This window comes from Thioalkalivibrio sp. ALJ16 (assembly GCF_000377345.1).
GTDB lineage: Bacteria > Pseudomonadota > Gammaproteobacteria > Ectothiorhodospirales > Ectothiorhodospiraceae > Thioalkalivibrio.
Window position 1 is genome coordinate 46,443 of record NZ_KB898046.1, and the last position, 12,824, is coordinate 59,266.

Here is a 12,824-nt window from a genome sequence, read left to right on the forward strand (position 1 = left end):
CGCAGGGACTGAGGGAGCCCACACATGTTCGACAACATCCGAATCGGTATCCGGCTGATGGCCGGCATTATCCTGCTGGTCGTGCTGGCGGTGGTCGTCACGCTGGTCGTGGTGGTCCAGAGCCTGGGGACCATGGGGGAACGCGCGGAACAACGCGAGATGAACGATCTGGCGGAGCAGCTGATCGGTCGTCTGGATCAGGAGGCGGCGCGCGCCACTTCGATGGCCGAGACCGTGGCGCGGATACCGGACGTGGAAGCCGCGCTGGCGGCCGGGGATCGGGACCGGCTCGCCGAGCTGACGGTGCCGACGTTCGATGCCCTGCGCGAGCGCTACGGGGCGGAGCAGTACCAGTTCCATACCCCGCCGGCGACCTCCTTCCTGCGGGTGCATCGACCGGATCGCTACGGCGATGACCTCTCCGGTTTCCGCCAGACGGTGGTCGAGACCAATGCCTCCCGCGCGCCGGTGTCGGGGCTCGAGGAAGGCGTGGCCGGCCTCGGGATCCGCGGCGTTGCGCCGATCGCGCACCAGGGCGAGCACGTCGGGTCGGTGGAGTTCGGCCTGTCCTTTGGCGATTCCTTCTTCGAGGATTTCACGGCCGATACCGAGGCGCCGGTGGCGCTGTATCTGCGCAGTGACGGCCGCTTCAGCCGCTTTGGCGGGACCATCGACGGGGATTCGAGCTTCAGCGAGGCCGAGATGCGCCGGGTGCTGGATGGCGACGAGATCGTGCGCCAGGTCCGTTACAACGGCACGCCGATGGCTGTGATCGGGCGTCCGGTGCGGGACTTCTCGGGTGACGCGGTCGGCGTGCTCGAGCTGATGGTGGATCGTTCCGCCTACGTGGCGATGACGCGCAATGCCACCGGTACGGTGGTCGCTGTCGGCACGGCGGTGGTCCTGCTCGGCGCGCTGATGGCCTGGCTGCTCACGCGCAGCATCGTGCGGCCGCTGTGCCAGACCGTGGTGCGCTTGAACGACATCGCCAGTGGCGAGGGCGATCTGACGCGCAAGCTCGAGGTTTCCGGGCGCAACGAGCTGGGCGAACTGTCGGAGGCCTTCAATGCCTTCGTCGAAAAGATCCGGGCACTGATCCAGCAGGTCGCAGCTGGCTCCGATCAGGTCGCGGCCGCCGCGAACGAGCTCTCCGCGACCAGCGAGGAGACCAACGAACAGGTGCGGCGACAGAAGGCCGAGACCGACCAGGTGGCCACTGCGATGAACGAGATGACCGCCACGGTGCAGGAAGTGGCGCGCAATGCGGCGGATGCCGCCGCGGCGGCCCAAAGCACCGATCAGGACGCCAATGCCGGGCAGCAGGTGGTGCAGAAGACGGTCAATGCGATCAATGGCCTGTCCGCGCAGGTGGATAGCGCGGCGGAGGTGGTCGGGCGCCTGTCCCAGGATGCCGAGGAGATCAACAAGGTCCTCGAGGTGATTGGCGGCATCGCCGACCAGACCAACCTGCTCGCGCTGAACGCGGCGATCGAGGCGGCACGGGCCGGAGAACAGGGGCGCGGTTTCGCGGTGGTGGCCGACGAGGTGCGTACCCTGGCCAGCCGCACGCAGGATTCCACCCACGAGATCCAGCAGATGATCGAGCGCGTGCAGAGCGGCACGCGCGAGGCGGTGCGGGCGATGGAGGATGGTCGTGCCAAGGCCCACGAAAGCGTGGAGCAGGTGAATCTGGCCGGCGAGTCGCTGGTTGCGATCACCCAGTCGGTCACGCGCATCAGCGACATGAACACCCAGATCGCCAGTGCGGCCGAGGAGCAGTCCACCGTGGCCGAGGAGATCAACCGCAACGTGGCCAACATCACTGAGGTGCTGGATCAGACCGCGTCCGGCTCCGAGCAGATCCGCAACGCCGCCGAGGAACTGTCCAAGCTGGCCTCGGAGCAGCAGGAGCGCGTGGGCCAGTTCAAGGTCTGATCACGACGCGCGGCTTCGTTCGGGATAACGGCCGGGGCCAAGCTCAAAAGCGGCTCACAGGAAGTCGGGAAGACAGGAAGGATTTCGCCGGGATGCGACGTCAGCCCCGGGATGGCCGGACCACGGCCTCGTCCCAACAACCAAAATCTTCCCGCCTTCCAATCTTCCTGTGAATCGCCCTGGCTTTTGACCTGGTCCTTCTGCCCGAGCTTCCTGGGGAACGCAGGAGGTTAGTGCGCGGGAAAGAGCCGCTCGCCGTTTTCGAAGGCGATGGCGCGGGCGATGTCTTCGGGTAGCTGTCGCAGCCAGGCGCGGGTCTCGTCCTTCAGTTGGGTGTACTGCTGCCAGCGATGGGCGGTGAAGGTATCCACGCCGATCAGGAAGCGGTCGGGGTGGTCCAGGAACAGTTCGAACCAGTCATCGTCGATCGTGCCGCCAGGATTGATGCGCGGGTTGCGCATGGAGAGATCCATGTGCATGCGCGGATGCCGCTCGAGGTAGTCGCGCACCAGTGGCGGGTAGGCATAGCTGCCGGCGTGGGCCCAGAGGATGCGCACCTCCGGATGGGTCGCGTAGGCGTGGTCGATGACCGCCGGGTCGCCGTGGATCATCACGGTCAGGTCCCGCGCAACGGCCAGGTCCAGCAGCTGTTCAAAGCCCGGGGCAAAACGGTCATCCGCCAGGATGTGAAATTCTCCTAGCCCCTGCCAGCGGATTTCGGACGCATCCAGCATCGTGGCGATGCGTTCGCCCAGGTCCTCGACGTGCATCCAGTCCATCTTGCGGCCCAGGCGTTGGGAAACCTCCAGGAACGGCACCAGGCGTGTATCCGTGCCGGCCTGCAGGCGCCGGATCAGCGCCGGGTCCGGGGTCATCACAATCGCGGAGCGGACCTCGTTGGAGGCCAGGGTGCGGGCCACGTCGGTGATGCCGAAGGTCTCGATCACCGCCGGGCGGTAATGCAGGTGGGCATCGAAGATCGGTGTGGTGGCGCTGGCCGCTGTGAACGGCAGTGCGAGAACCAGGCCAATTGCGGCAATCGCGGGACGCAGGCGTGTCTGCATGGGGGGGGCGGATCTGCGGTCGTCAGGAGCGCGGCGCGCTGTCGGGCGCGGCGGCGGTTTCCGGTTGTTCCGGGTCGAAGCGGTTGCGCAGGTAGCGGATGATGACATCGGACTCGTACAGCCAGCGCACCGAGCCGTCGTCCTCTTCCACCCGCAGGCAGGGCACCTGGAGGCGGCCACCCTCGTTCTGCAGCTCCTCACGCCAGGGACCGGCGGCCTGGGCGTTGCGCAGTTCGATATCCAGCGACAGGCGCTGCATCGCGCGCCGGGCCTTGATGCAGAACGGACAGGCCGGGAAGTGGTAAAGCGCCAGGGCCCGCGTCTGCTCGTCCACGCGCGCCTGTTCGGCCGGGTCGCGTTCGATCCCGCGCGGTCGTGAGACGCGCTCCCCGATCAGCATGAACGGGGTGAGGATCAGGCGTACGCCACGGAAAAAGGTTCGGATCAGGAATCGCATGGCGAGAGCATGCCACAGGAGCCCGCAGCCGTTACAGCATCCCGACGGCCGGAGTGTTAGTCATGTGCTGTGGATGGCTGTTTGAAGGCACGCAGAAGGGGCAGGTCAAGGTCAAGGGGATTCACAGGAAGTCGGGAAGACAGGAAGGGGGCTTGGTGGGGTAGAGGAACGGCCAGGCTTGCCGGGGGGGTGATGTGAAGGCAGTGGCTGAGTAGTCGCGGGCGGGGGCTTCGCGGGCAAACCCGCTCCCACAGGGGGCTTGCCCGGTGTGCCGCACGGATCGCAAGTCCGGCGATTTCTGGCCAATCCATTCTTCGTGTCTTCCAGCCTTCCTGTTCAGCGCCCTTGACCGGGCCCTTCTGCGTGCGCTTTGTGTTGAAACGACCTGTGCGACGGGAGGTCAGGGGGTGCCGAAGTCGAACTGCCAGGGGTCCTGGTCGGGGGCGTCGAGCAGGGAGGGGCGCAGGCGAATCACCTCGTAGCCGCGGCTGCGGTAGTCGTCGAGGCGGTCGGGCGCGTTGGCGGTGACCTCGACAAAGCCGGCGAAGGCGTCCGGCTCGATGCCGCGCCATTCGGCGAAGGTGCCGCAGACCTCGACGTTCACGCCTTCATCGCGGACCAGGGCTTCCACATCGCGATGCAGCCCCGGGTGCGTGGACGTCTCGCCACGGGCCAGGCTGAACTGCTCGGCACCATGGCTGACCACGGCGATCGGAAAGTCCGGATCGCGTTCGCGCAGCTGGGCGATGTTCGCGCGAATCTCGGGCAGGAGCGCGGACAGTGCCGCGCGGTCGTTCTCGATCAGTTCGAAGACAACACCCGTGGGGAGCTCGTCGCGCTGCAGCAGCTGCACGATGGCGTCCGAGGCGGCCTCCTCGGGTACGGGCTCGGGTGCGCTCATGGGCGCATCGAGCGGGTGGCCCGCCAGTACCGGGGCGGACGCCAGCAGTGCGAGCAGATACAGCAGCACACAGGTGCTGCGGCGGTTCGAATTCGCAGTGAAGCGGGGTCGGGTGCTCGTCATCCTCCCATTCAAGCGGGCTGCGGCCGGCGACGCAACCGGCTGTATCCGGCCGTTGCCGGGGGAGCGGTCAGTGGCGGTCCCCGGTGGCCTGTTCGGCCATCTGTTCGTAGCTGGTGTGGCGCACGTCCTTGCCCTTGACGAAGTAGACGACGTATTCGCAGATGTTGCGGGCGCGATCGCCGATCCGTTCCAGGGAGCGGGTGGCCCAGACGATATCCATCAGGCGTGGCACCGAATCGGGTACGGCGGTCATCTGCTTCATCAGCTTGTGGGTGATGGTCTCGTACAGGCTGTCGATCTGAATATCCAGCTGCGCCACCCGGACCGCCTGATCGACATCCATGCGGGCAAAGGCGTCCAGTGCGCCGCGGGTCATCTCGCGGGCGTGTTCGCCCATGCTGGCGATATCCGCCATCGGCGCGCTATTGCGGTCCTCGTCCAGCAGGTGCAGGCCCATGCGGCCGACCCGCTCGGCCTCGTCGCCCATGCGCTCCAGGTCGGTGATGGTCTTGATCACCGCGATCACCAGGCGCAGGTCGGAGGCGGTGGGCTGGCGCCGGGCGAGGATGTGGGTGCATTCCTCGTCGATCTCGACTTCCTTGGCGTTGACCTGATAGTCCGAGGTCATCACCTTTTCGGCGAGTTCGACATCCCCCTCCACCATGGCGTGTACGGCATCGGCAAGCTGCTGTTCGACCAGGCCGCCCATGGCCATCACCTGCTTGATGATGTCCTCGAGCTCCGCATTGAACTGCTGCGAGATGTGCTGCTTGAAGAAGGTCTTGTCCATTTTGTGCGCCCTCAGCCGAAGCGGCCGGTGATGTAGTCCTCGGTCTGCTTCTTGGCAGGCGAGGTGAACAGGGTGTCGGTGTCGGCGTACTCGATCAGCTCGCCCATGTACATGAAGGCGGTGTAGTCGGACACGCGCGCGGCCTGCTGCATGTTGTGGGTGACGATGACCAGCGTGTAGTCCTTCTTCAGCTCGATCATCAGCTCCTCGATCTTCAGCGTGGCCAGCGGGTCCAGCGCGGAGCAGGGCTCGTCCAGCAGCAGGACCTCGGGGTCGATCGCGATCGCGCGGGCGATCACCAGGCGCTGCTGCTGACCGCCGGACAGGCCGAAGGCGTTCTCGTGCAGGCGGTCTTTCACCTCGTCCCACAGCGCGGCACGCTTGAGCGACTTCTCGACCACCTCGTTCAGGCGCCGGCGGTTGTTCACGCCCTGCAGACGCAGGCCGTAGGCGACGTTCTCGTAGATCGACTTCGGGAACGGATTCGGTTTCTGGAACACCATGCCGACGCGGCGGCGCAGCTCCGGCACGTCCACGGCCTTGGCGTAGATGTCTTCGCCGTCCAGCCGGATCGTGCCTTCGATGCGGGCGGCATCGATCAGGTCGTTCATGCGATTGAAGCAGCGCAGGAAGGTCGACTTGCCGCAGCCCGAGGGCCCGATGAACGCAGTGATGCGGTTTTTCGGGATGCGGATATCGAGGCCCTTCAGGGCCTGGTCCTCGCCGTAGAACAGTTTCAGGCCTTCGGCGGTCAGGCAGATGTCCTCGCGATCCAGGCTCAGACCACGGTGGGCCTGCGTATTCTGGGCCACGTTGACGCTGTGGGTCTGGGAATCACTCATCTCGGGTACTCCATGGGGAACAGGGTTCGACGCATCAGTCGCTGTCGGCGCGGTACTTCTCGCGCAGGTAGTTGCGGATCGAGATCGCGGTCAGGTTGAGTACGATGATCAGCAGCACCAGCACCAGGGCGGTGGCGTAGACCAACGGGCGCCCGGCCTCGACGTTCGGACTCTGGAAGCCGACGTCGAAGATATGGAAGCCCAGGTGCATGAACGCGCGGTCCAGGTGCAGATAGGGGAAGTTGCCGTCCAGCGGCAGGGTCGGGGCCAGCTTGACCACTCCCACCAGCATCAACGGGGCCACTTCGCCGGCGGCCCGGGCCACGGCCAGGATCAGCCCGGTCATCATCGCCGGGGCCGACAGCGGCACGATCAGGCGCCACAGGGTCTCGGCCTTGGTCGCGCCCAGTGCCAGCGAGCCGTGGCGGATGCTGGCGCCGATCCGGGTGAGGCCTTCCTCGGTGGAGACGATCACCACCGGCAGCGTCAGCAGCGCGAGTGTGAGCGAGGCCCAGATGATCGCGGGCGAGCCGAAGGTCGGCGAGGGCAGGGCATCGCGGAAGAAGATCTGGTCGATGTTGCCGCCGATCAGGTACACGAAGAAGCCGAGGCCGAACACCCCGAACACGATCGACGGCACCCCGGCGAGGTTGTTCACCGAGATACGGATGGTGCGCACCAGCGGGCCCTGCTTCGCGTATTCGCGCAGGTAGATCGCGGCGAGCACGCCGAACGGGGTGACGACGATGGACATCAGGATGACCATCAGCACGGTGCCGAAGATCGCCGGCAGGATGCCGCCCTCGGTGTTCGCCTCGCGCGGGTAGCCGGTCATGAAGTCCCAGAAGGCGACCACATAGTGGCGCAGCTTGGCCGGAACGCTCATGTCGTTCGGCCACCAGGCATTCACGATGCGTGACAGCGGGATGGTCGAGTGCTCGCCGTCGGCGGTCTCCAGCACGATCGCAAAGCGGGCCAGTTCTTCGCGCAGGGCGTTGCGTTCGGCCTCGAGTTCGGCGTAACGGGCGTCGAGTCCCTCGCGTTCGGCTTCCAGTTCTTCCTGGCGCCGGCCGCGTTCCTCCAGCGACAGCTCTTCGGCCCGCTCCACGCCGCGCTGGGCGATGCGCAGCCGCTCCAGATCGAAGTTCACCCGGCCGATCTCGATGCGCTCGATACGCTGGATCTGCTGGACCAGTTCGCGGGTCTGCGGCATGCGTTCCTCGAACGCGGTGCGCGCCTCGGCCCCCTCGGCGACGGTCTCGCCGTCCTCCTGATACTCGCGGATATAGCCGAAGAAATCGCCCCACTGCAGGCGCTCCAGCACCACTGCGTCGCGCGGGCGATCCCACTCGGACATGAAGTCGTCCAGGTACCACTGGAAGTCGCGGCTGTCGAGGTCACGGTTGCCGCGCTTGATCAGGTGGCGGACCACGATGTCCTGGCCTTCCGGCACGGTAAAGCCGGCGTCGCGCATGGCTTGGGCGGTCATCGTCTCGGACCGCTGCAGCTCGCCCATGATGCGCCGGGGCTCGGCGTCCTGCTCCGTCTGGTATTCGAACTCGATGACCTTGGAGGGCCAGAAGAAGGACAGGCCGTTCACGGCGATCATCAGGATCAGGCCGAAGACCATCACCAGCGAGGCAGCGACCGCTCCGGCATTCAGCCAGATCCACGGGGTGCCGGATTTGAACCAACGATTCATCGGGTATGCCTCAAAGGGAGCTGTATTTCTGGCGCAGGCGCTGGCGCACGATCTCGGCGACCGTGTTCACTGCAAAGGTCAGCGCGAACAGGACCAGGGCGGCCAGGAACAGGATGCGGAAGTGACTGCTGCCAACCGCGGCCTCCGGCATCTCCACCGCGATGTTCGCGGAGAGGGTGCGCATGCCCTCGAAGATGTTGAAGTTGACCACCGGCGAGTTGCCGGTCGCCATCAGCACGATCATGGTCTCGCCCACCGCGCGGCCGAAGCCGATCATCACCGCCGAGAAGATCCCGGGGCTGGCGGTCAGCAGCACCACGCGCAACACCGTCTGCCAGGGGGTGGCGCCCAGTGCCAGCGAGCCTTGGGTCAGGTGCTTGGGCACGTTGAACACCGCGTCCTCGGAGATCGAGTAGATGGTCGGGATGACCGCGAAGCCCATCGCGATGCCGATCACGAGCGCGTTGCGCTGGTCGTAGGTGATGCCCTGATCGGTCAGCCACTGGCGGGCATCGCCACCGAACATCCAGACCTCGATCAGCGGGCTCATGGAAACGGAGAACCAGCCGATGACCAGAATCACCGGGATCAGGATCGCGGCCTCCCAGCCGGCGGGCACGAGGTTGCGCAGGTTCTCCGGCAACACGCGGGTCCACAGGAATGCGGCGACCAGCATTCCCAGTGGTATCAGGATCAGGATGCTGGCGACAGCCGGCAGATTGGCCTCGATGAACGGGGCCAGCCACAGCCCGGCGAGAAAGCCGAGGATGACCGTCGGCAGCGCCTCCATCAGCTCGATCGAGGGCTTGGTGATGCTGCGCATGCGCCGCGACATGAAATAGGCGCTGTAGATCGCCCCCATGATGGCCAGCGGGGTGGCGAACAGCATCGCGTAGAACGCGGCCTTGATGGTGCCGATGGTCAGCGGCACCAGCGAGAATTTCGGCTCGAACTCGTCCGTGGCCGAGGACGACTGCCAGACGTAGTCACCCCCGGATCGGCCCTCGTACCAGACCTTCTGCCACAGCACGTGGAAGGAGACCTCCGGGTGCCGGTTGGACAGGTCCTGCAGGTGCCAGGTCTCGTGGTCGTCGATGCCGATCAGCAGGCGGTTGCGCGGGTCGACATACACCCGATGCAGCGGCTGGTCGGTGATCTGGCGCTCGATCAGGGTCCTTTGCGAGGTGGAGTAGTGGATCTTGACCTCGCCGCGGTCGTCGGCGGTCAGGAAGCCCTTGCGGATGTACTCCGGCTGGGTGTTGCGAATCGGGCCGGCATGCGACGGGAAATCGCGCACCCGGGTGATGCGATTCACGTTGTCGTCGTCGCGCACCAGCATGTACTGCGCGACCGTGCCGTCGGAGCCTCCGACGATGATGGAGACCGTGCCCAGCAGGTATTCCAGCGAGGTGACCTCGGCCGCATCGCCGCGGATCACGCGCTTGCTGTCGACCAGGCTGGCGCGTGCCGGGTTGTTGATGTCGAAGAAGTGCAGCTGGCCCTGATCGTCACCGACCAGCATGTGGCGGCCGGTGATGTCCAGCAGGATGCGGGTGGGCGTGGCGCCATCCGGGAGCGAGGGGAGGTCAAAGGCCGAGCGCCGGACCTCGGTCTCGCCGGTCATCATCGAAGTGCGCTCCTCGAAGCGCACTAGCTTCAGCTCGCCGTCCTCGGTGGCGGCGGCTATACGGATGCCACTGGAGCCGCGTTGCACCCCGACGACCGAGATGGCGCGGCCGGCATCATCGACGTCCAGCAGGGCCGAGTCCTCGTCGCCCAGCGGATACACCAGGCCCGGGTCGTACAGGCGACCCTCGGGGCTGAAACGTTCGTTGTATTCGTACTGAATGGCCAGCACCTGGCCGTTGTCGAGGCCGGCGGCCACCAGGCGCGTGCGCGGCTCGGCGGCGCTGAAACTCGTGACCTGTACATCCTCCGGGATCGGCAGCGCCTCTTCCTTGACGATTTCGCCACTGTAGGGGCGGAAGAACAGGGCGCGGCGGTCCTCGGTCAGGCGCACCGCCATCTCGCGGTGGCGGTTCACGGCGAGATGGATGGTGCGGGTGTCGGCGCCGCCTGGGGCCGCGTATTCGGTGCGCGGCTCCAGTGTGGCCCCCTGGAACATGGGCAGCGTTTCGCTGGCCAGGTATACGAACATCAGAGTGAGTGCGCCGATCACGGCCACACCGAAAAAGCCGATGGTGTAGCGGGCGGTGTGATCCTTGGCGCGGCGCCAGCGCTGGAAGCGACCGAGGGTCGTGGTTGCGGTAAGGCTGGACATTCAGGGTCCCCTGATGCGGCAGGTATAGGGTGAAACTGAGGGGAATGCTACGGGTGCTTCGTGACAAAAACGTGACAGCCATATGACGGACGATTGAACGCTGGATGGCAGGTTGTGGTGCCTGGGCGCATGCAACGGGCACAAAAAAACCGGGCCCCGCGAGGGGCCCGGTTCAGACCATCCGAAGATGGCCGGCGTGGGACCTGGGATTATTCCAGGCCGAGGTTCTTGCGCTCGCGCTCGGCCACGGAGGCGGGCAGCGGGATGAACCCGTCACGCACCACGACTTCCTGGCCTTCCTTCGACAGCACCATCTTCAGGAACTCGGCCGCACGCGGGGTCAGGCCGTCTTCCGGGTGCTTGTTCACCATCACGTAGAGGAAGCGGGCCAGCGGGTAGTCACCGGTGGAGGCATTGTCGGCGTTGGGCTCGAAGTACTCGCCCTCGTTCTGGCCCAGCGGGATGGCGCGCACGCCGGAGGTCATGTAGCCGATGCCGGAGTAGCCGATGCCGTTCAGGGACTCGGACACACCCTGGACCACCGAGGCGGAACCGGGCTGTTCGTTGACCGAATCCTTGAAGTCACCGTCGCACAGGGCGTGCTGGCGGAAGAAGCCATAGGTGCCGGAGACCGCGTTACGGCTGTAGATCGTAATGTCGCGGTTGTCCCAGGCGCCGTCCAGGCCGACCTGGCCCCAGCGGGTGATGTCCTCGGCGCCACCGCAGCGGCGGGTGGAGGAGAAGATCGCGTCGGTCTGCTCGAGGGTCAGGCCCTCGATCGGGTTGTCGCGGTTCACGTACACGGCGATGGTGTCGATCGCGACCGGAACGGCGGTCATCTCGTAGCCGTGGCGCTGTTCGAACTCGGCGTGCTCGCTGTCACGCGGCATGCGCGACATCGGGCCGAAGTCGGCGGTGCCTTCGGTCAGGGCCGGCGGCGCGGTGGAGGTGCCGGCACCCTGGATCTGGACGTTGACGTTCGGGTAGAAGTTCTGGAACTCCTCGGCCCACAGCGTCATCAGGTTGTTCAGGGTGTCGGAGCCGATGCTCGACAGGTTGCCGGAGATACCGGAGACCGACTGGTAGGCCGGGATGTTGGGATCGACATCGGCCATCGCCGGGGTGATGGCGAGGGCGGCGGCCGCGGCGGCGGTGAGAATGGTGCGCTTGAACAGCATGGGTGTACTCCCTGGTGCTTGCTTTGAGGTGTGCTCGGGGCCATTGAGCTGGCTCCTTGGAGCGGAATTATCGGGAGCCACGCTTGCAGTTCCGTGACGCCCGCATGACAGCGGCGTGACATGTGACAGGGCGTGCGAGGGCTTCGGCGATAGTGTTGCGGGGTAGCCGGGGCGGGCGCGGGGACGTGCGTCCGCCAGGCAGGGGGTTATTCCACGGTCGCGGGGGGTGCCTCGACCGGTCGGGTACGGCCGAGGGGGAACAGGCAGGTGAAGCGGCTGCCGCGACCGACCTCGCTCTCGATGGACAGGTGACCGTCGTGGCGGGCGAGCACGTGCTTGACGATGGCCAGGCCAAGCCCGGTGCCGCCGCGCGACTGGGTGCGCCCCGCATCCACCCGGTAGAAGCGTTCCGTCAGGCGGCTCAGGTGGTGGCTGGCAATGCCGGGCCCGGTATCCTCGACACTCAGGCGGGCGCCGTCGGCATCGGCCTGCCAGCGCAGGGTCACGCGGGTCCCGCCGGGGGTGTATTTCACTGCGTTGAAGAGCAGGTTGGCGCAGGCCGAGCGCAGCTCGTTCGGGTTGCCCAGGAATTCCAGGGCGGGGTCGGCATCCAGCACGAACTGGTGCCCCTCGGTACCGGAGAGAACGCGCGCCTCCTCGGTCAGCTTCTGGAGCATGGGGAACGGGTTGAACCAGTCCTGGGGGCCGGTGGTTTCGCCGGTCTCCAGGCGCGACAGCAGCAGCAGGTCGTCCACCAGCAGTTTCATGCGTTCGGACTGTTCGCGCAGCATCTGTACGGAGCGCGCCAGCTCGGGCTGCTCCTGCAGTTCCTCCTCCAGGGTCTCGGTGACGCCGTAGAGCACGGTCAGGGGAGTGCGCAGTTCGTGCGAGACGTTGGCGATGAAGTCGCGCCGCATGACCTCCAGGCGGTGCAGGTGGGTGGTGTCGCGGGCCAGCAGCAGGTACTGGGCATCCCCGTACGGCAGCATGCGCAGCTCGAGCTGGCGTTCGTCGTCCAGTGGCGAGGGCACGGTCACGCGCGCCAGGGATTCGCGGGCGCGTTCCATGAACTGCAGGAACTCCGGGTGGCGCAGCAGATGGGTGATGCGCTGGCCCTCGTCGCGCGGCCAGTCGAGCCCGAGCAGCTGGCAGGCCATGGTGTTGACCCATTCGATACGCAGGTCGTCATTGAGCACGACAACGGCATCGGGCATGGCGCGGGCGGAATCGCGGTAGCGTTCCAGGAGCTGGCGCAGCCGGTGCACGCGATGTTCGTGGCGTTTGCGGCGGCGATAGAGCTGGTCGAAGATCACGCCCCAGAGGCCGCGCACATCCGGCGGTTCCGCGCGCCCGCCCCGCCGCAGCCAGGTCTCCAGCCACAGCAGGTTGGCGATGTTCCAGGCCAGTGCGGCCCCCAGCAGGAACGCCACCGTCGGCCAGAACTGGCCGGTGGCCCAGCCGAGCGCAAGGATCGGCAGCGCGATCAGCAGGCTGGTAATGAGGATGTCGGGCCAGGTGTTGCGGGGCTGCACGGGGACCGCCGGGATTCAG

At 66.4% G+C, this 12,824-nt stretch carries 10 protein-coding genes; 1 reads left to right on the forward strand and 9 read right to left on the reverse strand.

The genetic code is table 11. The features are described 5' to 3' along the window. Nucleotides 1-24: 24 nt before the first annotated feature. Nucleotides 25-1,935, forward strand: coding sequence for a methyl-accepting chemotaxis protein (locus D000_RS0109475; protein WP_018873294.1), 1,911 nt, complete (start codon nucleotides 25-27; stop codon nucleotides 1,933-1,935). Between the two features lie 230 nt (nucleotides 1,936-2,165). Here the strand turns inward: D000_RS0109475 and D000_RS0109480 are convergent, their stop codons facing one another. From D000_RS0109480 to phoR, 9 genes are all read right to left on the reverse strand, one after another. Beyond that, entirely contained in the window at nucleotides 2,166-2,999 is an 834-nt protein-coding gene (locus tag D000_RS0109480) for an amidohydrolase family protein (protein WP_018873295.1), read from the reverse strand. Nucleotides 3,000-3,021: 22 nt separating this feature from the next. Then, a complete protein-coding gene (locus D000_RS0109485; protein WP_018873296.1) occupies nucleotides 3,022-3,456 on the reverse strand; it encodes a glutathione S-transferase N-terminal domain-containing protein in 435 nt (144 codons plus the stop codon). Between the two features lie 400 nt (nucleotides 3,457-3,856). Beyond that, a complete protein-coding gene (locus D000_RS0109490) occupies nucleotides 3,857-4,357 on the reverse strand; it encodes a DsrE family protein (protein WP_231371012.1) in 501 nt (166 codons plus the stop codon). A 190-nt stretch (nucleotides 4,358-4,547) separates the two neighbouring features. Continuing rightward, nucleotides 4,548-5,270 (reverse strand): phosphate signaling complex protein PhoU, encoded by a 723-nt coding sequence (phoU, locus tag D000_RS0109495; RefSeq protein WP_018873298.1) that lies wholly within the window; start codon nucleotides 5,268-5,270, stop codon nucleotides 4,548-4,550. Between the two features lie 11 nt (nucleotides 5,271-5,281). Continuing rightward, complete coding sequence (gene pstB / locus D000_RS0109500) at nucleotides 5,282-6,112, reverse strand: phosphate ABC transporter ATP-binding protein PstB (RefSeq protein ID WP_018873299.1); 831 nt, start codon at nucleotides 6,110-6,112, stop codon at nucleotides 5,282-5,284. A 34-nt stretch (nucleotides 6,113-6,146) separates the two neighbouring features. Further along, nucleotides 6,147-7,814 (reverse strand): phosphate ABC transporter permease PstA, encoded by a 1,668-nt coding sequence (gene pstA / locus D000_RS0109505; protein ID WP_018873300.1) that lies wholly within the window; start codon nucleotides 7,812-7,814, stop codon nucleotides 6,147-6,149. 10 nt (nucleotides 7,815-7,824) lie between these two features. After that, on the reverse strand, nucleotides 7,825-10,095 hold the full coding sequence (locus tag D000_RS0109510) for an ABC transporter permease subunit (RefSeq protein WP_018873301.1): 2,271 nt from the start codon (nucleotides 10,093-10,095) through the stop codon (nucleotides 7,825-7,827). A gap of 209 nt (nucleotides 10,096-10,304) precedes the next feature. Beyond that, the gene (locus tag D000_RS0109515; protein WP_018873302.1) at nucleotides 10,305-11,273 is read right to left on the reverse strand and encodes a PstS family phosphate ABC transporter substrate-binding protein; all 969 of its coding nucleotides are present in this window, start codon (nucleotides 11,271-11,273) and stop codon (nucleotides 10,305-10,307) included. A gap of 206 nt (nucleotides 11,274-11,479) precedes the next feature. Then, nucleotides 11,480-12,805, reverse strand: a complete 1,326-nt coding sequence (gene phoR / locus D000_RS0109520; protein WP_018873303.1) for a phosphate regulon sensor histidine kinase PhoR — start codon at nucleotides 12,803-12,805, stop codon at nucleotides 11,480-11,482. Nucleotides 12,806-12,824 lie beyond the last annotated feature (19 nt).